Below are 21,729 nucleotides of genomic sequence, written 5' to 3'. Positions count from 1 at the left end.
GAGTGGGTAATGCAGCTTGAAGACCGCTCACAATTTTACAGAGCACTGTAAGAACTCAAAATACAGAGCTACGCTAACTGAGCGGCTTCTTTTAAGGGACAGACTCCAGATTTAAGGGGCCTAGCCGTTACTACAGGTTGTTTACTCCAAATCCCAAATTATCAGCCAAAACCTGAAATTCTACTGTAGTTTTTGCAGGTTGTTTCGCGGTGTCGCCGATTTGTCTTGAACAAACTGTACTTTTTGCAGGTGGGGAGACGGTAAGAGCCGCTTAGATGACTGGTGTGTCTGGTGTGTCTGGTGTGTCTGGTGTGTCTGCTGTGTCTGGTGTGTCTGATGTGTCTGCTGCGTCTGGTGTATCTGATGTATCTGATGTATCTGATGTATCTGATGTGTCTGGTGTGTCTTTGTTTCTGGCGTATTTGATGTGTCTGATGTGTCTAGTGGCCTCGTGTGTCTGCTGTTTCTGGTGCGTCAGGTGCTTTTTCTAAGGCTCAGCGCCCCGACATCCCGATCCCGTCATGAATATGAACGCCCGGCTCGAACGTTCCGTTCGCCACGCGGATCATGGCCTCCGCCACGGTGTCTCCGTGGATGGCCCGATACTTGCGGAGGGATCCTAGCAGCAGCGGATTCACGCCGCGCATCAGAACTCCCCACGCTTTCTCTCCGCTCCGGTGCTTTTCTCTCTCGCCGAGCAACAACGACGGCCGGAAGATGTGAAGCCGCGGTAGCTCCAGCTTGCCCAGATCCCGTTCGACCTCTCCCTTAACCCGACTATAGAAGATTTTTGACGTTGGGGATGCGCCTGCGGCCGACACGATTAGAAACTGCTTCGCTCCCGTTGCCGCGGCTTGTTCGCCAAGCGCCATCGGATACTCGTAATCTACCCGAAGGAACGCCTCTTGCGAGCCCGCCTGTTTGATCGTCGTCCCCAGCGCGCAGAACCAATCGTCGCCCCGAAGCGTTGGCGCGACATCCTTCAACGTGTCCAAGCTCACGGCTTGCACCTCCAGCTTCGGATGGCTGGCGTGGATCGCTCTTCTGGAAAGGGCGATCACTTTCCCGTATCTCGAATCGGCGAGTAGCCGTTGCAATAAGTATGAGCCTATAAGTCCGGTAGCACCTGCAAGTATGGCGGTTCTCATGGAGGAAATCATGCTCCTATCCTTCTTTCTTCAATAAGACTTGATTCCTCTCCATTGTATCAGCCGAAGGCCGAATTTCCCATTGGTGCAGCAGCTCGGCCAGCTCCGCCCATGTCACCTTCCGATCGGGATGGGGCGCGGGATTCGGCAGTAACCGCAGCCCCTGAAGCCACCTCATCTCCTCGGTGCTGACGGATGACCAATCCAAGCCGCCGCCCGTGACGCGCCCCTTCGCCGGATCTGCCGCAGAATGACCGCTCCGCTTGTCGGATTGCTCGTCCATCATGACCTCGCCTCTCCCTCTCCAAGTCAGCATGCTCCTCCACATCGCCACCACATCTTGTCCATAGAGGAGCCTGCCCCTGCCTGGCCATTTGCCGCTCAGATCCTCCCAACAACGGACCTTTCCTCTCCACCCCGCCCGCTCCAGAACGGCAACGTGCTTGCCGGCGGCCTCTATTCCGGCCACGGGCAACGATTGCTCCGAAGCGAATAAATACAAAATCCGCATTCTCGTTTCGATGATCTCCTCGGTTACCCCCTGCACCAGGGATACCGGCGACCAGGCAGGTCCCGCGAGATCGGTCGTCCAGCCGTTCGTCTCGTACGCTAACTGGCAATACGCCACGTCTCCTCTGACCCCGTATTGTTCCCCAAGCCGCAAGAAGGCTTCGGCAACTTCCGGAGCCTGTGGATTTCTTCTTCTCACGTACGCGTTCATCCGCTCCGCATTGCAACTCGACGTGCCCATGATCGATAGCTTCCCGGTCGGATCCAACTCCGGATGCTTACGGAATACCGACTCGAACTGTTCCATTTCGGCCATCCTCTCTCCCTTGCCCATGACTTCCGCACAGGCTGTCCAACGCCCTCTCTATACTCTATTCGGGTTTTCACTCGGTTTGACCTTATTTGCCAACCTGATACAATAAAATGGAGTTGTACCCACATAAAAAATAAAAATGTGCATAAGTCTGTGGACAACACGTAGGTTATCCACAATTTTATGCACACCATGTTAACAACGAATACACGTTCGCTGAGTAAGGGGTCGAATTGGATGTTGATAACTGAAGATGAACGGTGGATGAGGGAAGCCATCGAGAGGGCTCGTCTGGCCGAATCCCTGGGAGAGGTTCCGATCGGCGCGGTCATCGTTCGGGATGGGACTATCGTTGGCGAGGGCTACAATCTTCGCGAGCGGGACCGTGATCCAACGGCCCACGCCGAGATGATTGCCATTCGCGACGCAAGCGAACGGTTGCAGTCCTGGAGACTGCTTGGTTGCACGCTGTACGTCACGTTAGAGCCTTGCCCGATGTGCGCGGGCGCCATTCTGCAATCCCGAGTGGAACGCGTCGTGTACGGCGCTTCCGATCCGAAAGCCGGTTGCGTAGGAACTTTAATGGATCTTCTTCAAGATTCCCGTTTCAACCACGTATCTCCATGGACATCAGGAGTGCTTCACGAAGAATGCTCTTTCCTGTTGTCCGATTTCTTCCGCAAGCTTAGAAGTCGCTAGCATCGATACGTTGCAAGTGTGGTTCGACATCTTTCGGTATTCCGCTTCTTCCTTGCGCAATCGTTGAAGCTGAATAATGAGGCGGTCGGCTTCCTCGCTAACCGCCACGATCTCGGGATCGGTCAGATTGCCTAGGTCGTTAGCCATTTCGCACAAACGACGCTGAAGCAACTGGAGGCGCCTAACTAAATGCGAAGTCTCCAAGTGAGTCATCTGACCTTTCCTTTCGTAATAATTTTCGGATTTTCGGCATGCTTTGATATGCAACGATAGGATAAACGAACTAAACCCATTATAGGACAAGAATATCCAAATTTTTGTAGAAATGTGTCGAGCCAAAACCCCTATTTCGTAATTATTTTCCGACAATAACTAGGTACTTTTTCCTAAAAATACGCCGTTTATGTCTTAATTCGCTTGCCGATACGACAGAAGGGAATTAACGCTATGAATGCCACCATCTTATTGGTCGAGGATGACGAAGCTCTCCACAGGGGAATTCAGTTCACGCTGCAGCATGAAGGCTTCCAAGTTCTTAGCGCGCGCGATTTGGAAGGAGCGCGGATTCTGCTCCGCGACAACGAAATTCACCTGCTACTCCTCGACGTTCAGCTACCGGACGGCAACGGTTTTGATTTCTGCAGCGAGCTTCGGGAAAGCCGGGATACCCCGATTATTTTCCTCACGGCGAGCGATCAAGAATTCGACATCGTCCGCGGACTCGATCTCGGAGGAGACGACTATATTACGAAGCCTTTCCGGCTTCGGGAATTCACGTCGCGCGTGCAGGCCGTGCTCCGGCGGCGCGGTCCGATCGCGCGCGAGGAGGAAGCCTCCCTGCTCACCGCGGGAACCCTGAGCCTTAACGTAGGCGAGATGCGACTGGAGAAGCGCGGACAAGACGTTCCCCTCAGCGTTACGGAATTTAGGTTGCTCAGATTATTCATGACTCATCCCAGATCGGTGCTGTCGAAGGATCAGATCATTCAGCAAGTGTGGCCCGACGGAGCGGAAGTTCTGGACGATAATACGGTAGCGGTCAATATCCGCAGGCTAAGGGAGAAAATCGAGGAGGATCCGCAGCAACCGCAACGGATCGTCACCGTTAGAGGGGCCGGATATCGATGGAACGGATAGACCGCTCCTTGCCGGACGCCGGGAGAATGTGGCGCAATCCTTCTCTTCGCCGGCTTGCTGCCACGCTAGGCCTGGTGCTCGCGCTCGCAATCGCGTTCATCGTATGGTACGGCTACGATTCCGCCGAGAAGCTGAAGAAAGAGTGGCTCGATAAGGAAGCTGCCGCGCTCGGGAATATGGCCGAGACCCATCCGGAATGGGCCGAGGCGTGGCTGAAGCGGCTTACGGATAACAAGGACATCTCCCCGGACGACATCGCGAAAGGTCGCGAATTCATGGAACGTTACGGAATGACGGAGGAGATCGCGGCCGACTGGCTTCCCGCGCTCGGCGAGTATCGGTCGCGCACGTTCTGGACGTTGATCGGCGCCGCCCTTCTCCTTGCGTCGCTAGCCGCATGGCTAATGTTCCGGGAGTACCGCAGACAGCTCTCCGATATTCGCAAGCTGGCGCTGGCCATGGAGGACACCGTCAAACATAATCGGCCGATGAGCTTCCGGATGTATGCCGAAGGCGAGCTTGGACTCCTGGCGAACAGCGCTCAGGAGCTTTCGATGCGCCTCAGACAGACGAACGAACAGCTTCAGCAGGACCAGACGTTCCTGAAGGATACGGTCGCCGATATTTCTCACCAATTAAAGACCCCGCTCGCATCCTTGATGATCTATATCGATTTGCTTCGGGAGGGAAATGTCGATCCCGAGCATACCGCGGAGTTCCTGGAGACTTGCAGGCACGAACTCGATCGGATGGAATGGCTGACTTTAACGATGCTCAAGCTCGCCCGTCTGGAAGCTAACGCGCTGGAATTAAACATCGCGGACGCGTCTCTCGCCGCAACCGTGCGGCAAGCTCTGAATTCGATCGAACGATTAGCGGAAAATAAACAGGTGCGCATAGTAACCGATGACGATGGCAGCGGCAGAGAATGGATCATTCCTCACGATCCGCACTGGCTGGCGGAAGCGATCGGGAACTTGCTGAAGAACGCCGTCGAGCACAGTCCGCACGGCGGCTTAGTGACGATCGCGCTATCGACTACGCCCGTTTTCGTGCGCTTGCTGATTAAAGATGAAGGCTCCGGCATCGATGCTCGTCATCTTCCGCATATTTTCAAGAAGTTCTACCGTACCTCTTCCGCGGGTAGCGGCGTCGGTCTTGGATTGCCGCTGGCCAAATCGATCGTCGAGAAACACGGCGGCATTCTATCGGCTGCCTCCATCCCGTCCGGAGGGTCGGTATTTAGCATCACGCTTCCCCACCACAAGCTGCCCGCCGGCGCGAACGCCTCCAAGCTTACGGAACTGTAAGCTTGCTCCCCCTTCTCCTGTAAGGTTGCCGCGTTATACTGGGTTCGTTGCTTTACGAGAACAGAACCCAAACCGGAGGATGAATTTCGATATGAACGTTATACAAGTAGATGGATTAAGCAAAAGCTACGGCACCGGCTCGACGAAAGTAAACGCGTTGCACCAGGTGTCCTTCGGCGTGAATCAGGGCGAATTCGTCGCCGTCGTCGGAGCCAGCGGGTCCGGCAAGAGCACGCTGTTGCATATGCTGGGCGGGCTCGACAAGCCGACGGACGGCTACGTCCACATCGACGGAGAAAACCTGTACGCGCTGAAAGAAAAAGATCGCGCCGTGTTCCGCCGCAGGAAGATCGGATTTATTTTCCAAGCGTACAATCTCATCCCCGTCTTGAACGTGGAAGAGAACATTCAGCTCCCGCTCCTGCTCGACCATCGTCAACCCGACAAAGCGTACGTAGACGATCTGATCCGCACGCTAGGCCTGCATGAACGCCGCAAGCATTTGCCGTCGGAGCTGTCCGGAGGACAGCAACAACGGGTCGCGATCGGCCGGGCGCTCGCTTACCGCCCCGCCATCGTGCTCGCGGACGAGCCGACGGGTAACCTCGATAGCGCGAACGGGCGGGAAGTCATCGAGCTGCTTAAGCTCGCGGTACGCCAATACCATCAGACCGTTATCGTCATCACCCACGACATGAACGTGGCGGCGGAAGCCGATCGCGTGCTGAACCTGCAGGACGGCATGCTCTTGAACGATACGCACAGCCGGGGGAAAGCCCTATGAGAAGCTACGGCGCAATGGCGGGCAGATACCTGAAGCAACAACGTAGGAAAACTCTTTTGACCATCATCGGAATTATGCTTTCCGTCGCGCTGATCAGCGCGCTCGGAACGATGGGCCAAGCTTTTAAGGACAATTATTTGTCGAATATCGAGGCCACCAACGGCTCTTATCATATCGGCTATAACAAGCCTTCCCAGGAGCTATACGATACGCTCAAGAACAACGTTCTCGTAGATCGGCTAGGGATCTATCGCGCGGGAATGACTACCAAGCTTAACGACGGTTATTCCGTGACGGTAAATCAGGCGGACAAGGATGCGTTTAGCCTAATGCCCGCGTTTCTTCAGAAGGGACGCTTACCCGCTTCTTCCGACGAAATCGTCGTGGAGCAATGGCTTCTTGAGCAATTAGCGGGTACGCCAAAGCTGAACGGGACGACGGAATTGCAAGGACCGGACGGACATTCCCATACGTACCGGATCGTCGGGCTGCTGAAGAACCAGAAAAACAGCCAGCTTCAAGGCGCGGCCAACGCTTACACGTTATGGAGCGCGGCCAGCCACGTGGATGCCGAATCCATGCTTTTCTTGACGCTGAAACCCGGAGTGAGCGTCAACGCCAATCTGGAACAATTCAAGAAGCTGAATCCCGATCTCTTCACCAACTTCGAACTTCTCGCGGTTAAAGGAGATAGCGCGGATGCCGGGCTGAATCGGGCTCTGGCCGTTATTTTCGGCACGTTGGTCGGGCTTGTCGTTCTCTCGACCATCGCGGTTATATATAACGCGTTCCATATTGCCGTGCTCGAGAGGATCAGACAGTTCGGCTTGCTTCGCACGTTAGGGGCTTCACCGGCGCAGATCCGCAATCTCGTGTTCCGGGAAGCAACGGTATTGGCCGCGATCGGCGTCCCTCTCGGCTTGGTGACCGGGTGGTTCGGATTGTGGCTGGTCTTATGGCTCATGACCCTAGGCGGTCTGAGAATCCTCATGATGGACGAGTTCCAACTCACGTTCCATTGGTGGATTATGGGCGGCAGTCTATTGGTCGGATTCCTGGCCGTATATGTCGCGGCTTGGTTACCCGCCCGCAAAGCCTCGAGCGTCTCGCCCGTGGAAGCGGTCAAAGGCGCCGGAAGCATCGTACGGGAATCGTACCGTCGTTTGCGCATCCCTTCCCTTCTTAGCCTTCTCGGTATCGAGGGCAAGATGGCTTCGAACAACATTCGCCGGAACCGGACGAAATTCCGCATCACGACCTTCTCGATCGTTGTCAGCATCACGCTGTTTATCGTGTTCCATTATTTTACCCAGCAGGTGCTGGGCATGACGACGACATCGAACGAAGACGACCGAATGGCTTTCCAGCTTTACAAAAATTATAGCTCCGATGAATCGGGCAAATTCGAGAAAGTCGCCGATGTCGCATCGGACGAAGCGATGAAGCAGCTCCGAGACATTCCGGGAGTTCGCGGGGTATACGGAACTTATAATAACCTAGACTCCCAGGCGCTTGTTCCTGAAGATCGCTTTAATGCCGGCATTACGAAGTCAACCGGATTTACGGCGCCGTCGAGAATCGAGTGGAAAGATCAAGCCGATCTTGCGGTTCAAGCCAGAGTTCGGTTATACGATGAGGCTCGCCTTAAGGAAGCGGCAAACTATTTGCAATCCGGTACCGTTGATCCCAACCAACTGGCTACTGCGGACGGGGTCGTGATCGTGCAAACCGTTAAACCGAAAACCTTAAGCGGCAAAAAAGAATTGATGCCGATCACGCGTTACAAAGTCGGAGATAAGCTGCTGTTGAACATGGGGCTCGGCGATAACCCGGGAGCGGACAACGTACGCGAGGTTACGGTAGCGGGAATTCTGACGCAATCGCCGTTTAACGGAGCCTATCAACAGAACGAGCTCACGGTTATCGCAACGAAAGAGACGTATGCCAAGCTTCTGGAGGCCGCGCCTCCCCGCGAAGGGACGCTGGATTTCGGGACGGCGCGGATCGGGCTGGATATCGCGCTTAAGGATGATGCCGATCCCGCTCCGATTCATCGGAAGCTTGAAGAGATTGCCCGTTCGACGACGGGAGTCCGCCTTATCGATTACGCCGCCGAGCAGAAAGAGACGCGCAATTTTAATCTGCAGATGCAGATTTTCGTCTACGGCTTCCTGATCATTATCGGAGGCATCGGCAGCTTGAACATTATTAACACCGTCCAGACGAACCTGCTTCTGCGGCGCAAAGAGATCGGACTGCTGCAAGCGGTGGGCATGACGATGGGGCAAATTCGGAAAATGGCTTCTTCGGAAGGCGTCTGGTTCGGAGTCATCGGAGGATTCTGGGGCATCGGGCTCGGCTTCGGATTGTGTTACCTCCTCTATAAGCAATTATCCAACGTTCAGGGATTCCCTTTCAGCTTCCCATGGGAAGCGTCACTGATCGCCTGCGGCTTGGCCTTGCTGGTCGGACTGCTCTCCGTGCAAGGACCGCTACGGCGTATGGGTAAGGCTAATCTGTTGGAAGAACTGCGTGACGAAGCTTAAGCGATTGAGCGATGAAAAAAAGGTGATCTTATCGGCCGGCTTATCGGCTGCTAAGATCACCTTTTTGCATGCGTGCGATGGGTTATTCCGGCGCGGGACCGCAAGACCCGCGAATGACGAGCTCCGTCGGCACGATCGCTTCCGGAGGAGGCAGACCCTCGTCGTTAATGAGCTCGTCAACCAGTTCGATCGTTCTCTTCCCGATCGTGAACGTATCCTGGCGCACCGTCGTAAGCGGGGGATTCACATGGCTGGCCAGTTCGATGTCATCGAAGCCGATGACCGAGATGTCGCCTGGCACCGACAAGCCCGCGTGGCGAATCGCGTCCATAGCCCCGACCGCGCTCATGTCCGAGCAGCAGATGACGGCGGTCGGCCGCTCGGGAAGCGCCAGCAGTTCCTTCATTCGTTCGTAACCCGCTTCTTTCGTAAAGTCTCCGTAGGCGACGTAAGACTCGGAATAAGGAATGTCCGCCAGCTTTAATCCTTCTCTGTAGCCTTCCAACCTCAGTCCGCCCACGTAGGAATTTTTCGTTCCGGACAGGAACGCGATTCGGCGATGGTTCAGCCCGACGATGTAGGCGACCGCGCGCTTGATCCCCTCTTGATTGTCCGAGCTAATATATCCCGCGCGCCCTTCCTTGACGTCCAGATCGATGAACAGCGTCGGAATGCCGGATTCGATCAGTTCTTCGAAGTCCATATCCTCGTGCTGGAAGCCGAAGACGACGACTCCCTCGACATTCCGGCTCTGGCAATGGCGGACAAAGCTGTAATCTTTGTTCCACGATAATTGCGCTAGGTAAATGAGGTCATAACCCGTTGCCTTCAGCGCCTGCTCCATCCCCGTGAGGATTTGCGCGAAGAAAGGATGCGCCAGCCCTGTCGTCAGGAATATGCCGATCGTCATCGATCGGCGTCCTACGAGCGACCGCGCGGCGGAATTCGGCTGGAACTGCAGCTCCTTAACGAACTCCAGCACCCTTTCTCTCGTCTTTGCGTTCACGGTCGTATATCCGTTCAGTACCTTGGACACCGTCGCGACCGACACTCCCGCCGCTTTGGCTACATCCCGTATGTTGGTTGCCATCCGTTCACGCCCCGATCGTCCGACAATTTCTCTATGCTCCTGATGGTATCATAATGTCGGGCGGGATTCTATCGATTTGACGAGTCTTGGTCGCGAATTTCCTATATGGTCCTCTTTTATACTCATTGATAATTGGCCCGTTCCGTTCCTCCGTACCGTTTCTTGAATTGGACCAGGAAAAACTGCAGCGAAAGGATAAGTCCGGTAAAGCATAAGCTTACGTGGAGCAAAATAAAAGGATAGATGCGAATGAATTTTGCGCCGTAAGCGATAAGGGATGTCCATTCTCCCGTCGTCGTCAGATGAATATAATACCCGAGCCCGTCTTCCCATTCCAACGTTTCCGAGCCTCCGACGATGATATTGAAGATGGCTAGCTGCCCCATCAGGAAGAGCACCAAGATGAACTCGCTGATCACCGTAAACAGCAGCTCCAATCTCATGCTCGCTAGAATGTGACTCTTAATGGTGTGGAATACCGACCCGCCCATGAGACGGGAAGCCTCGACGTAGGGCTTCCGGCTATAGAAGCGGGCTCTCTCCGCAATCTGATAAGCAAGCGGAAATAAGCCAAGGAAAGTCACCATCGCGAAAAAGACGATCGTAAATATCATCATGTTGTGCGGATCCGCTTTGCCTCTGAGGTTTAATCCAAGACCGAAGTACATTCCGGCTAGCGGAGGATAGAGGAACAAAAATGCCGGAACGGCCGATATTACCCACTGCATGGACTTCAAGAAGCCGCTCCCTCTCCCCGTTACTCCCGACCACATTCCCAGAGGCACGGCGATGAGAAAACGTAATAACGTTAGCAAGGCGGCAACGCCCAAGGTGTATTTTAGGCCATTCATCAACATACTCAAGATGTCGAAGCCTCTATGATCGCTACCCAGCGGAAAGGAGGAGTTGGGCTCGAACGGCGGCATGGAATACTCCAATTTACCGTCTATTTCCTTCGTTATCATCACGATTTTATCCGATTCCGAGATGCCGTGCGGTTTCAGCATCCCACCGAACGCAGCGATTAAAGCAATAAGGACAATAAGACCGCACGCGCAGTAAAAGAGCGGCGAATTTCGTTTCATGATCGTTATGCCACCTCCCTGGACCGCACGACGAATCGTTTGGCAAGAAGCGCATATAGCACATGAAAGAGCATGGAAATGACCGCCAGAGCGATGCAGATCGTCGGAGTGCCGCTAATATTTTGCATTCTCGGACTGACGATATAACCGCCAAGCCCAAGAATATCGCAGATCGCTTCCGCCACGGCCATGCTGGCTAACGCCAACGTAGTCGCTTTGGGCAGAATCGTCAACAGATCCTCCATAATATTGCGGAGTACGTGGCGCAACAGCACTTCCCGTCTGGACAAGCCCTTGGCCAATGCGGTCGTGACGTAATCCTGCGTTAGCTCGCGCTCGATCGCCAGACGCAAAGTTCCGTAGATCAGCATGCAAGGGATCAGCGCAATTGTAAGAAAAGGGATCAGGAACGGAACTTCGTCGCCGAATTGGGCAACCAGAATAACGCTTTTCCCCGTTAGACGGGTCAGATAAATAGACGTGAATTGAAGAAGGATGATCAATAAAAAGTCCGGTAACCCGGAAATCAGCGCGTGAATCCCGTCTAGTAGCTTGCGGATCCATTGCCGTAGAGATGCGAGTAGCGATAACGCGACGGCCATCAATGCCCCGGCAATGAGACCCGGAATAAAATAAGCGCACGTTCGCAAAATCGTATCCGCAATCAGATTTTTAACCGGAATATCGTACCTGCCGCTACTGGTGCGGATCAAGCCGAGATCGCCGTGCAGGTAGCCTTGCAGCCGATCTTTAAGAGAGAAAAAATAATAACGAAACGAGATTTCCGGCTTCGCGAGCGGAACGCCGGCAACGCGGTATACTCCCGGAAGTTGGACGGCCAGTTTGCCATACTCGTCGGTTCTTCCGTAAGGAACGGATACGATGCTAGCTTCCGCGTCAACGACGGTACTTCCGGGCAGGTTGGAGACCGCCTCTTCGACCGTCGATTGCGTTCCCATGATCAATCGGATCTCATCCGGCTTATCATGGATAAACGCTTTGCTAATATTGCTCATTAAAAAAACGGCTAACAAAGTAAACAAACTAAGCAATCCCCATTTGACGATAACTCTCAATCGAATCGGACCCCCGCTGTCATGACGATACGACCATACTTTTTTTTACAATTAACCAGTCCATTTAGTAACGCGATCAAGTCGAATAATGTTGCAACATCGAGTGGAGATTGCACGGTTCTCTTGGCACGTTTCCGTCATGCAGGTTGCTCGGCGCCATCGCCAACTTCCTCCGAAGGAGTTTCTTCTCCCTGCCACAGCAATTGCATCTCCAAGCTGGTATTCAGGAGTTCGGAGAGCGTTCCCTCCGCCTCGACCACGCCGTCCTTCATCACGATAATATGATCCGCCCGCATAAGCGCCGCCCGGCGATGGGAGACGGCGATGCAAGTTACGTCTCGTTCTTGGAACAGCCGTTCCCACAACGTTTTCTCCGTCTCGATATCCAGGGCGCTGGACAGATCGTCGAAGATGAACAAGTCGGATTGCGTCATCAGCATTCGCGCCGTAGCGGCACGTTGGATCTGCCCTCCGGAGAGCATCACCCCCCGGGGTCCGACGAACGTCTCCATCCCCTTTTCCAGCGTCAGAAGATCCTGTTCCATCACGGCCAACCGGACAACGCGGTCGAGAGAGTCCTGCGAAGTACTCTTCCCTTGCGTAATGTTCTCCTGCAGCGTGTCGCTGAACAACCGCGGTACTTGGGGCGTGTATGATGCTCTCGGCGGCTTTAAGAAGTTGGCGGGGTCCTCCACCAAGCGCCCATTCCACATAATCGTCCCGTCCGTCTTCGGCAGGAGTCCCAGAAGCGTTCGCACCAGCGACGATTTACCCGAGCCGATTCTTCCCGTGACGACCAAGAATTGGCCGCGCTCCACTCTGAAGCTAATATCTCTTATGCCATTTTCAGAATTCGGGTAGTTGTAGGTAAGCCCGCGTACTTCTAGGCTCCGCATACGATCCCCTTCGTCCGCGGTCGGTTCCGGCACGTCGGGAGGATCTCCGTACAGATAGATTTCGCTATGCTCCGCGACTCGGTCTTCCTCGCCCGGCCGGAACAGAATCCTCATCCGGTCGAGCGCCACCCGAAGCCGCTTATGCTGGAAAACCATGTAACCGAACAAAGAGATGCTGAACGAGAAAGTGGTCAAGTAAGAAGTGAATAAAGCGAAATCCCCGACGGTAAAACGGCCCGCCTTCATCTCCGAGGCGCACATTAATAGAATGACCCCCGTACAGATGCTGAGCACGTGCTGGTTCAACGACTTCATCCACTGCTTGAACAGATTGTCGCGGAGCGCCGCCCGTCGCCGGCTTTCATTCAGCTTCAGGAATCGATTCAGCACATGGTCTTCCGCTTGTCCTAGCTTTACGGCCTGAACGGCCCCGAATGTCTCGGCGATGAAGCCGGTGATGCGGCCGGTCGCTTCTCGATTCGTCTTAGAGTACTTGCGAGCGCGATTCCCGGATAAGTTGTTGAGCAGCGTAACGACCACGAGCGGGAGGAAGGCAACGCTCGTGATCAGTCCATTAATTCGGGCCATCACCACGATGCAGGTAACGGCATAGACCAGGCGCCCCCAGAAATCGACCCACGACTCCACGTATTCGACTACCTCGTCCACATCTTCACGGAAACGAGTCATAGCTTCGCCGGGGGATGCGGGCAAGTTGCGGCCGGGCCACCTCATGATTCCCCCCAGCAAGTTTCTGCGTAGAACGGCTTGCAAAATGTAGATATAAGTTACCCATTTGTAGAAGGCGACGTAAAACATTCCGACTCTCGTCACTCTGATAAGTGCGACAACAAGAAGCGGAAAAACAAGCCAGAGATAATCGTGGGATTGCCCCGTTGCACGGTCGAAGAACCATTTCATTCCTAGTCCTATACCAACGGGTAAGGAATGAAATAGACCCCACAACAAGCCATTCACGATATAGATGGAGGGGTTGTAGCGGAACAAGCGCCCCATGAACTGAGTGACGGTCATGCCAATTCCTCCTGTCGGTCGGATTGCAGCAGCCGGAAAAATTCCGAAGACGGGTTCTGCGCCAATGCATCCCTCGCTCCGAACTCTATCATGCGTCCTTGACGCAGTACCATGATCTTATCGACATTATCGAGCGTGGATAAGCGGTGCGCGATGACAATGCCGGTGCAGCGTTCTAGCAATTGGTCCACTGCCGTCTGTAGAGCCGCCTCCGTCGCGGCGTCGAGCCGCGAAGACGGTTCGTCCAGAATGACCAGGCTCGGCTTGGTCAAGAATACCCGCGTCAATGCGAACAACTGCGCTTCGCCCGCCGATAACGACGCGCCCCCGGTAGTCAGACGGGTATCCAGGCCTAGCGGCATGGCTTCGATCCAAGGTCGAAGCCCAAGCCGATCGGTTGTCTCGAAGACTTCTTCATCGGACAGATTGGGGTTGAATAGCGTCAGATTATCTCTAAGCGTACCGTCGAACAGTTGAACGTCTTGAGTGACCATACCTACCCTTCGGTACAGCGCCTTCAATCTCAAGGAGCGGATATCCACCCCGCCGATCCGGATGATCCCGTCGTCGATATTGTATAACCGGAGCAGGAGTCGGCTTATGCTGGACTTGCCGCTGCCGGTGCGTCCTACAAGGCCGAGCCGTTCCCCGGGCTTCAAGTCAAAGCTGATCTCGTGCAGCACCTGCTGTTCCTCGTTGTAACTGAAGCTCACCTGTTCGAAGGATACGGAGAGCGGGCCGTCAGGGAGCGCTTCCTCTACTCCGTCTTCAATCTCGCTTCGCGAAGAAAGCAATTCTCGGGTTCGGAGCATGCCTGACTTCGCCTTCTGAAATTCCTGCAGCTGGTTGCCCAGTTGCTCCATCGGATCGTTGAGCATTTGCGTGTACTGGAAAAAAAGAAATAGCGTACCGAGCGTAATCTCGCCGTGCAAATACAGACGTACGCTAATCAGGAGCACTGCCGTGACGGCGATCGTGAATAAGATGACCGTGGCGTTCCACGGAGTGACGCGAAGCATCCACGCCTTGAGTCCGCTCCGGAACACGGCCCGCATTGCGCGATGATAACGATTCATCAGGCGCGGAACGCCGCCGTTGGCTTGCACGTCTTCGATGCCCGAGATTCTTTCCTCGATTAAGCCGAACAGAGAGGCGTTCGCTTGACGCTCCTCCTGGGAGCTTTTTACGCCCAAATTGCGAATCGCGAACATGACTCCGATGGACAAGCAGGTGAACGCCGTCATAGTCGCGGCGATCGGCAGGCTATGGACGAACATGTACCCAAGAATGCCCGTGAGAAGCACGAAGCTTCCCACGATCTGTACGATGAACATCCCGAAAAAATTCGACATGTGGGTCACGTCTCCGTCGATCCGTTCGATCATTTCCCCCGGCGTCTTCCTATTGTGGAATCGCATATCGAGCCGCAAGGTGTGCTTCAGCAGGTCGGCTCGCATCCGGTTAGTCGAACGCCAGGCTACGTCGTTACCGAGATAGTCGAGCGCTACGGTGAACAGCTGGTTCAGAACGGCGACGACGAGATATAACCCGGCTAGCGCCAGCAAGCTTGAGACTGTGCCCGAACCGGTCGCCTGATCGATGAAGCGCTGGACGATCTGCGGATTGACAAGCTGTAAAGCGATCGAAATCAGCAGCATGAAGAGCAACAGAACCATTCGCCACTTCACGGGCCGAAGATATTGAAGCAGCCAGGCCATAGATAACGATTGTTTGGGTGGCATCGCGGAGCCCCTTTCCTAAGTAAAAACAACGCTAGCATGAATCGGCCGGAACCCTGGAAAAGGGAACAAAAAAACCCCAGGCGTAACCGCCGGGGGCGAGGTATACAGGAGGAAGTCACTGAATACGCACGATAGGACCAGCCGATCGATACAAGCTTATGCGGTTGAATGTTACATTCATGAATTGGCTCTGCATGATGGCGTCCTCCTTTTAATTGGATAAATGGAATATAGTGACTATATCATGGGCTTAAGAAAAGCGTCAACCAGAAAATGTTACTTTCATATGAGGTTAGCAGGGTGAAAAAAGTTCATCCTCCTTCAATAAAAGGAACGGGACTATACTGTGAATAAATTGGGATGAAATCATAGCGAACACTCGATTCCCGTCCTGCTTTCATCTGCAAAAGGAGCTGAAAAAATGTTTAAGAAAAGTTTAGCGTTCCTGCTCATGGTCACTGCCGCCTTTATGCTGATTAGCTCGGTCGTTATGGCGGAATCTTCGAGCGACGGACCTCAAACATGGAAGATCTCGGTTGGAAAAGGGAATGATGCGGCCGGAACGTCAATCGATGCTTTTTTCCCGGGAACCACCTACATTCATGAAGGGGATACAGTCAGCTTCGCGAACGGGGGCAACTACCCGCATACCGTTACATTCCTGGGGGATAAAGCGATCGGGGACCTTTTTTCCGATCCGAGCTTTAATGTCGCTGAGCCTTCCGCGCCGAGCGGAGGGAAATATGACGGGAAGTATTTAAGCTCGGGATTTCTCTTTCCGGGAGCGCCTATGACGTACGAGATCACTTTCCCGACAGCCGGCGCTTATCCTTACCAGTGCTTAATTCATTCTTTCATGAAAGGTACGATTGTCGTTCTTCCGAAAGGGGCGAAGATCCCGACGCAGGCGGAACAGGCTGCCGCGGCCAAATTAGAAGAGAGCGACTTGCAGTCGGTGTCCGCGATCGTTCCTCATGACGCCCGCTATACCTCGAACAAGGACGGCAGCCTGACTTACAACGTAGATTTGTCTACCGCGCAGTCGAGCATGAACGTCATGAGGATGAATCCCGAAGTCGTTGTCGTTAGCGAAGGCGACTCGGTGACATGGACGAATCTAAACCCCTACGAGCCTCATATGGTGACGTTTAACGCGCCCAAAGGCGTGCAAGTGGTGGGCGATGAAGGAGTAAATCCGGACTATATGGGTCCGGTCGGATCCCCCGTATTCGACGGCAATGGCGTTCGGCACTCCGGCATCATGATGCAAAATCAAACCTTCACGCTCAAGTTCACGAAAAAAGGAACCTATGGTTACGATTGCTTCATGCACTCGTTCATGATGATGAAAGGTACCGTCATCGTCGTTCCGAAGTCGGCCGTCAAGCTGACGGCGAACGGCAAAGCCGTTGCCGATGCCGCGAAGGCGCAATGGAGCAACGGAACTTTGATTGTTGCTGCAGACTCCTTTGCCAAGGCGCTTGACGGCAAAGCCGTATGGGATAAGAAAGCGAATGCTTGGACGGTTACCTCGAACGGCAAAACGGTCAAAATAGCCGGGATAACCGTCAAAGGCGCCGTTTACGCATCGGCCGAAGCGATTGTGCGCGGTATCGGGGGAACGTATTCGTGGAATGAGGTAACGAAGACCTTCTCGGCATCGGTCGGCAAGGTCGCGGCGACTCCGGCATCTGCTCCTGCAAGCGCGATGGACGGGATGCATCACTAGACATATGGCGAGACAAAAATCGCTTCAGCTAGCGTTACGGTCACTCTTGCTCGCTGCAGTCCTACTCGCCTTTACGTTCGGCAGGCCGACCGCCAATGCCGAACGCAAAGCGCAGCCGCCCGTCAAAACATTTCATTTGTACGCCACCGACGGCTATGTAACGCTTCCTGACGGCAAATCTGTCTACGTATGGGGCTACAGCTTGGCGAACGAACCGGGAACGGCCGCGTTCCCGGCACCGCCCATCGAGGTGAACGAAGGGGATACCGTCGAGATCACGCTCACCAATATCGGGCCTAAGAAATCGGGAATCAAACATCTCGCCCATACGATCCATTTTCACGGCCTGGATACGGATCAAGCGAACGACGGCGTTCCGCATACCTCTCAAGCCATACAAGTCGGCGAAAGCTTCACGTATAAGTTTACCGCGAGCCACGCGGGCACTTACTTCTACCATTGTCACGTCGATACCGTCGAGCATCTGCAGATGGGTATGTACGGTGCTTTCGTCGTCAAGGCGAAGGACGGCGCGAACCAAGCGTGGACCGGCGGCCCTGCCTACGATAAGGACTACGTGTTCCTGTTGAACGAAATCGATCCGGTCTGGCATCAGGCGGTGGAAGAGGGCAAAGCGTACGATCGAACGAACTACCGGCCGCGTTACTGGACGATCAACGGCAAAGCTTATCCCGATACGGAAGAGGACTCGGCCGCATCGATATCCGGAGTAGTCGGCGAGAAGGTTCTGATCCGCATGATTAATGCCGGCTATCAATCTCATAGCTTCCATATGCACGGCTATCATTTCCAAGTGATCGCGTCGGATGGAAGAGCGCTTCCGGAGCCCTTAACAAAAGACACGATTCTGATCGGACCCGGTGAAAGATACGATCTGCTCGTTACCTTCGATCAGGCGGGAAGCTTTCCGTTCCATAGCCATAATATCGTCGACAATACGAACGACGGCGCTTATCCGGGCGGCTTGCACACGATGATCGAAGTCACGGACCCGACTTCCGAGGCTGCCTCGAGCATGACAATGACCTTGCGACTCAAGCCGGGGAGCATGTCAGCCGTTGTTAATGGGAAGACAGTCTCGATGAAGGCGGCGCCGGTCACGATCGGGGGAACGACGTACATGCCGCCAGACTTCCTAGGCGAACAACTCGGAGCTACGGCGACGTGGAGCGCAAGCAAGAAAGTCGTGACGCTTACGAGAGATCGGAAAACAATTCGGTTGGCGGAGAACGATACCCAGGCGGCAATCGACGGTCGGCTTGTTTTCCTTCCCGCTTCGCCTAAGAAGATCAATGGGTTATTGATGGTCCCGCTTCGTTTCGTGTCGGAAGCGTTTGGCGCGAACGTGCTTCTAGATCGTAAGAAAGGCGAGGTTGTCGTGACGGCAACGATGAAGGTCGGATCATCCGACGCAGGACATGAGCACGGGACGAAGGGCGGCTCAGAGGGCAACGATTCCCCCCTGACCATCGTTATCGACAAAGCGGCCTTCATGCCGAAGAAGCTCACGATCCGCAAAGGTCAAACGGTCACCTGGATCAATCAAGATACGATGTCGCATACCGTCTACGATCTAGGCGATTCGTTCTCAAGTCGCGACTTACCGCCCAACCAGAGCTACTCGCATCTTTTCGATCAACCGGGTACCTACACGTATTATTGCTCCATCCATCCGAGCATGGTAGCCGAGATTGAGGTTGTAGAATAGCCGTGCATACAAAACAGTTCCTTTCCGTTTACGGATAAGGAACTGTTTTTTGTTGGGCATGCTCCATCGCACTAGCGCCTTCGTTTGCGTTCGCCTGATTCGTCGGCTTCCAATTCCAACCTTTAATGCCGATCCAGATGATACCGGCGCAGAAGAAATATATGCATTTCGAATCCATGGGGGGAGCTAACGCACCGACGATCGAGAGAAGGAACATAACGCCCGACCATTTCGCCGTTTGGCTCGATCGCAAAATCGCGATGCCGTACAACAACATGCCCAGATTGAGCAGGATGAATGAACTCGCCATCCCTTGGATTATCGGGAATGGTGGATTAGCAGATTGAACGGTTCCGGCAGGGGTGAGTTCTCCGTAAACGGGGCTGACGAAAGCGACGGCCCAATTCAACCCGACACCTCCTAATAGGTATCCGGCGGTGAGGACGATGAAGCTGATCAATCCGAACCGGCCTAGCTGCTCGGCTTGAACCAAGTAAGAACTGATCACCCCCAAGAAAAGCGGGCAAAATGCGATTATCATGATAATGTTAAGCTCGATGGGTGAAGGATCAAAATATTGATAAGTAATGCTACCCAAAAGTACGATCGAACATAGGATGCCGACTAGCGTGAAGGCGCGAATGATTTGCTGCAAAGCCACTGCACATCACTTCTCCTTCTAGCGAATATAACGGTTGGGATATACAATAAAAGTAATTTATAGCTAAATTGATCATACTGGGAAATTGCGGGAGGCGTCCAATGTTATTTCGTTTCGTCGAATTCGCTGTTCTCGCTTATTCCGCCGCCATGTTATGGAGAAGACGTAGGTTCGATCAGAAATTAGTGACCCACTGGATGAGCGCCTGTCTGTTCCTGATCGGATTGCAGCGTCTCGCGAACGGGATCCAGCTCTATGCGTTGCCGGACATGAAAGCCGGCGCGAATCCGTCCGTTCTCGTGGATACGGTGCAGTTATTTGTCTTCTTTTCCTACTATGCGTTCGTGTTTCTTTTCCCCTACACCGTTCTGATGGGTTGCATCGCTTTTTCCGATTTGTATGCCCGCGTGTTCGGGGTGGTCCTCATCTCGTTTTACTTCCAGACTTATCCTTCTCTCTACCACGAGTTCAATTGGTTCTGGCCATACGTCTTCGGTTGCGCCGTGTTCGGAATCGTCTTCATCGGATTGCTGTTTCAAGGTAGGGACGATACCCGTATCCGGGTCAATTATAAGCGATCCTTGATAATCTCTTCCGCGGCGTTGCTGATCATGTTCCTCTTCTTCTATGCCAACGCGCAAACGCGAGATGCCCGGATCGAACAGCCCGCGATGGAAAGCGGTTTTCTGGAAATACATACGCCCGATCAATTTTTTAATGCCATTGCCTTTGTGATGATTATCGTATTCGGTTACTTTGCTTTCAAGTACGGCCTATTCGGAATCAAGCTGCACAACGAGAAGCAGCGGCTCGAAAGCTCGATGACCGCGATCAAATCCGGAACGGCGATCTTGAACCATACGATCAAGAACGAGCTGGATAAGTTGAATTATATCGAAGATAGAATCAGGTCCCATCTTCAGACGAACAATACCGGGCGCATCGAAGAGCTCCTCGACCATATTCCGCAAGTTACCGGGCATTTGCAGCAGATGATCCAGAGAATACAGGACAAAACCGGAGATATTTCGCTCGTCAAAACGAGCCGATCGCTGCACGATATTCTGGAAGCGCTGATGACCCAGCTAGAACCTCACTTGGACCGCAAAAAAATCCATAAAATAACGGAATTCGGTCGGGACGTCACCGTCTTCTGCGATCCTGTTCATATGCAGGAAGCCTTATTCAACCTGTGCATCAATGCCGTCGACGCGATGAATTCCGACCATGGGGTTCTGAAAATCAGAATGATCGCCGGTAAAAACGGCGTTACGATCGAAATACACGATAACGGTAGCGGAATTCCGAAGGAATTGTTGTCCAAGGTATTCGAGCCGTTCTATACGACGAAGAAAAATACGAATCATTTCGGGCTGGGGCTCAGTTATTGCCAATCCGTTATTCGCAAACATTCGGGTACGCTCAAGATCGTTCGCTCGGAGATCAATAAGGGCACGACGATCGCATTGGCTTTTCCCAGACAGCACTTCGTGGAAGAGTCTATCGGTTGAATCTCGGGAGGAGAAAATCGAGTTCGCGATCAGCGTAATTTGTCGCGAATGCTCTTTAACTGGCTTTTGATCGTGTTCACGGATTTGAACAGCTTTTCGGCGATCTGGAATTTGTTGAAGCCCTGAGCTTTCATCTGATAAACCTCGCGCTCCATCGGCGTCAATATCGAGAGCTTTAGCTCGTTGCGGACGGCATCCGCGACGTCGGCATGGATCGAAGCTTTGCCTTGATCGGCTTCTCGTATAGCGGCCACGAGATGCGCGTAATTCGATTTGGTAATGTAATTGATCGCGCCATTGCGGAAGCTATCGACGATGATGTCCGATTGGTGGAGCGAGGTGAGCATGATCACTTTCGTCCGCTCGCTCATGAGCCGGACGATCATTCGAGTCGCTTCGATACCGTCCAAATTGTTCGCGGTTAAATTAATATCCATGAGCACGACATCCGTTGGATGTTGTTGTATGAATTGAAGGGCTTCGTCTTTGCCGGATACGGTAGCCAGCACGTCGATATCCGGCTCGTCGCCAAGCTCATGTCGCAATTGATCCTGCCAGAAAAGATCGTCTTCGACGATCAACACGCGAATCATAAGCCACAGCTCCTCTCGGATGTACGGGGGGCAATCCAGTTATTTACATTCGCTTATTTAGATGAATAGTCCTGCTCTTTCATCGGCCTCGACAAAACTTATTCGTATTCGCTATGACCCCAAATAAACACAAAA

General features: G+C 53.6%; 18 protein-coding genes. 8 read left to right on the top strand and 10 right to left on the bottom strand.

The features are described 5' to 3' along the window. Positions 1-494: 494 nt before the first annotated feature. Positions 495-1,148, bottom strand: a complete 654-nt coding sequence (locus D7Z26_RS26750; protein ID WP_199731791.1) for an NAD(P)H-binding protein — start codon at positions 1,146-1,148, stop codon at positions 495-497. Between the two features lie 16 nt (positions 1,149-1,164). Further along, positions 1,165-1,965 (bottom strand): glucosaminidase domain-containing protein, encoded by an 801-nt coding sequence (locus tag D7Z26_RS26745; RefSeq protein WP_147423905.1) that lies wholly within the window; start codon positions 1,963-1,965, stop codon positions 1,165-1,167. A gap of 243 nt (positions 1,966-2,208) precedes the next feature. Between D7Z26_RS26745 and tadA the strand changes: the two genes are divergently transcribed. Next, positions 2,209-2,670 (top strand): tRNA adenosine(34) deaminase TadA, encoded by a 462-nt coding sequence (gene tadA / locus D7Z26_RS26740; protein WP_120980086.1) that lies wholly within the window; start codon positions 2,209-2,211, stop codon positions 2,668-2,670. On the opposite strand, the gene D7Z26_RS26735 is transcribed toward tadA, so the two are convergent. Beyond that, entirely contained in the window at positions 2,602-2,883 is a 282-nt protein-coding gene (locus D7Z26_RS26735; RefSeq protein ID WP_233567221.1) for a Spo0E family sporulation regulatory protein-aspartic acid phosphatase, read from the bottom strand. The genes tadA and D7Z26_RS26735 overlap by 69 nt on opposite strands. A 234-nt stretch (positions 2,884-3,117) precedes the next feature. Here D7Z26_RS26735 and D7Z26_RS26730 point away from each other — a divergent pair, with 234 nt between their 5' ends. The 4 genes from D7Z26_RS26730 (at position 3,118) to D7Z26_RS26715 (ending at position 8,447) form a co-directional block, all read left to right on the top strand. Continuing rightward, on the top strand, positions 3,118-3,807 hold the full coding sequence (locus D7Z26_RS26730; RefSeq protein ID WP_120980085.1) for a response regulator transcription factor: 690 nt from the start codon (positions 3,118-3,120) through the stop codon (positions 3,805-3,807). Continuing rightward, on the top strand, positions 3,795-5,117 hold the full coding sequence (locus D7Z26_RS26725) for a sensor histidine kinase (RefSeq protein WP_120980084.1): 1,323 nt from the start codon (positions 3,795-3,797) through the stop codon (positions 5,115-5,117). Before D7Z26_RS26730 ends, D7Z26_RS26725 begins: the two co-directional genes overlap by 13 nt. 91 nt (positions 5,118-5,208) lie before the next feature. Continuing rightward, the gene (locus D7Z26_RS26720; protein WP_120980092.1) at positions 5,209-5,901 is read left to right on the top strand and encodes an ABC transporter ATP-binding protein; all 693 of its coding nucleotides are present in this window, start codon (positions 5,209-5,211) and stop codon (positions 5,899-5,901) included. After that, a complete protein-coding gene (locus tag D7Z26_RS26715; RefSeq protein ID WP_120980083.1) occupies positions 5,898-8,447 on the top strand; it encodes an ABC transporter permease in 2,550 nt (849 codons plus the stop codon). The genes D7Z26_RS26720 and D7Z26_RS26715 overlap by 4 nt, the downstream gene beginning before the upstream one ends. A gap of 82 nt (positions 8,448-8,529) precedes the next feature. On the opposite strand, the gene D7Z26_RS26710 is transcribed toward D7Z26_RS26715, so the two are convergent. From D7Z26_RS26710 to D7Z26_RS26690, 5 genes are all read right to left on the bottom strand, one after another. Beyond that, on the bottom strand, positions 8,530-9,537 hold the full coding sequence (locus D7Z26_RS26710) for a LacI family DNA-binding transcriptional regulator (protein ID WP_120980082.1): 1,008 nt from the start codon (positions 9,535-9,537) through the stop codon (positions 8,530-8,532). 122 nt (positions 9,538-9,659) lie between these two features. Then, a complete protein-coding gene (locus D7Z26_RS26705) occupies positions 9,660-10,622 on the bottom strand; it encodes a hypothetical protein (RefSeq protein ID WP_120980081.1) in 963 nt (320 codons plus the stop codon). Positions 10,623-10,627: 5 nt separating this feature from the next. Then, on the bottom strand, positions 10,628-11,698 hold the full coding sequence (locus D7Z26_RS26700; protein ID WP_120980080.1) for an ABC transporter permease subunit: 1,071 nt from the start codon (positions 11,696-11,698) through the stop codon (positions 10,628-10,630). 137 nt (positions 11,699-11,835) lie between these two features. Then, positions 11,836-13,629 (bottom strand): ABC transporter ATP-binding protein, encoded by a 1,794-nt coding sequence (locus tag D7Z26_RS26695; RefSeq protein WP_120980079.1) that lies wholly within the window; start codon positions 13,627-13,629, stop codon positions 11,836-11,838. After that, positions 13,626-15,371, bottom strand: a complete 1,746-nt coding sequence (locus D7Z26_RS26690) for an ABC transporter ATP-binding protein (protein ID WP_120980078.1) — start codon at positions 15,369-15,371, stop codon at positions 13,626-13,628. Before D7Z26_RS26690 ends, D7Z26_RS26695 begins: the two co-directional genes overlap by 4 nt. A 421-nt stretch (positions 15,372-15,792) precedes the next feature. On the opposite strand from D7Z26_RS26690, the gene D7Z26_RS26685 reads away from it, so the two are divergent. Beyond that, positions 15,793-17,100, top strand: coding sequence for a plastocyanin/azurin family copper-binding protein (locus D7Z26_RS26685; RefSeq protein ID WP_120980077.1), 1,308 nt, complete (start codon positions 15,793-15,795; stop codon positions 17,098-17,100). Positions 17,101-17,104: 4 nt separating this feature from the next. Beyond that, complete coding sequence (locus D7Z26_RS26680) at positions 17,105-18,829, top strand: stalk domain-containing protein (RefSeq protein ID WP_120980076.1); 1,725 nt, start codon at positions 17,105-17,107, stop codon at positions 18,827-18,829. A 28-nt stretch (positions 18,830-18,857) separates the two neighbouring features. Here D7Z26_RS26680 and D7Z26_RS26675 read toward each other — a convergent pair whose 3' ends face one another. Beyond that, entirely contained in the window at positions 18,858-19,490 is a 633-nt protein-coding gene (locus D7Z26_RS26675; protein WP_120980075.1) for a hypothetical protein, read from the bottom strand. 101 nt (positions 19,491-19,591) lie between these two features. Between D7Z26_RS26675 and D7Z26_RS26670 the strand changes: the two genes are divergently transcribed. Next, positions 19,592-21,001 (top strand): sensor histidine kinase, encoded by a 1,410-nt coding sequence (locus D7Z26_RS26670; RefSeq protein ID WP_120980074.1) that lies wholly within the window; start codon positions 19,592-19,594, stop codon positions 20,999-21,001. Positions 21,002-21,030: 29 nt separating this feature from the next. On the opposite strand, the gene D7Z26_RS26665 is transcribed toward D7Z26_RS26670, so the two are convergent. After that, on the bottom strand, positions 21,031-21,594 hold the full coding sequence (locus D7Z26_RS26665; RefSeq protein ID WP_120980073.1) for a response regulator transcription factor: 564 nt from the start codon (positions 21,592-21,594) through the stop codon (positions 21,031-21,033). Between the last annotated feature and the right edge of the window lie 135 nt (positions 21,595-21,729).

Origin of the sequence: Cohnella endophytica, assembly GCF_003628305.1 — a bacterium.
GTDB lineage: Bacteria > Bacillota > Bacilli > Paenibacillales > Paenibacillaceae > Cohnella > Cohnella endophytica.
Note: the sequence above shows the minus strand (reverse complement) of the source record. Positions and strands in the feature narration are given on the sequence as shown.

Bases quoted from the DNA above. Each gene is read 5' to 3' on its own strand.
- D7Z26_RS26710 (WP_120980082.1), bottom strand. From the start codon at position 9,537: ATGGCAACCAACATACGGGATGTAGCCAAAGCGGCGGGAGTGTCGGTC.
- D7Z26_RS26745 (WP_147423905.1), bottom strand. From the start codon at position 1,965: ATGGAACAGTTCGAGTCGGTATTCCGTAAGCATCCGGAGTTGGATCCG.
- tadA (WP_120980086.1), top strand. From the start codon at position 2,209: ATGTTGATAACTGAAGATGAACGGTGGATGAGGGAAGCCATCGAGAGG.
- D7Z26_RS26685 (WP_120980077.1), top strand. From the start codon at position 15,793: ATGTTTAAGAAAAGTTTAGCGTTCCTGCTCATGGTCACTGCCGCCTTT.
- D7Z26_RS26665 (WP_120980073.1), bottom strand. From the start codon at position 21,594: ATGATTCGCGTGTTGATCGTCGAAGACGATCTTTTCTGGCAGGATCAA.
- D7Z26_RS26705 (WP_120980081.1), bottom strand. From the start codon at position 10,622: ATGAAACGAAATTCGCCGCTCTTTTACTGCGCGTGCGGTCTTATTGTC.
- D7Z26_RS26680 (WP_120980076.1), top strand. From the start codon at position 17,105: ATGGCGAGACAAAAATCGCTTCAGCTAGCGTTACGGTCACTCTTGCTC.
- D7Z26_RS26670 (WP_120980074.1), top strand. From the start codon at position 19,592: ATGTTATTTCGTTTCGTCGAATTCGCTGTTCTCGCTTATTCCGCCGCC.
- D7Z26_RS26735 (WP_233567221.1), bottom strand. From the start codon at position 2,883: ATGACTCACTTGGAGACTTCGCATTTAGTTAGGCGCCTCCAGTTGCTT.
- D7Z26_RS26725 (WP_120980084.1), top strand. From the start codon at position 3,795: ATGGAACGGATAGACCGCTCCTTGCCGGACGCCGGGAGAATGTGGCGC.
- D7Z26_RS26720 (WP_120980092.1), top strand. From the start codon at position 5,209: ATGAACGTTATACAAGTAGATGGATTAAGCAAAAGCTACGGCACCGGC.
- D7Z26_RS26715 (WP_120980083.1), top strand. From the start codon at position 5,898: ATGAGAAGCTACGGCGCAATGGCGGGCAGATACCTGAAGCAACAACGT.
- D7Z26_RS26690 (WP_120980078.1), bottom strand. From the start codon at position 15,371: ATGCCACCCAAACAATCGTTATCTATGGCCTGGCTGCTTCAATATCTT.
- D7Z26_RS26695 (WP_120980079.1), bottom strand. From the start codon at position 13,629: ATGACCGTCACTCAGTTCATGGGGCGCTTGTTCCGCTACAACCCCTCC.
- D7Z26_RS26750 (WP_199731791.1), bottom strand. From the start codon at position 1,148: ATGAGAACCGCCATACTTGCAGGTGCTACCGGACTTATAGGCTCATAC.
- D7Z26_RS26730 (WP_120980085.1), top strand. From the start codon at position 3,118: ATGAATGCCACCATCTTATTGGTCGAGGATGACGAAGCTCTCCACAGG.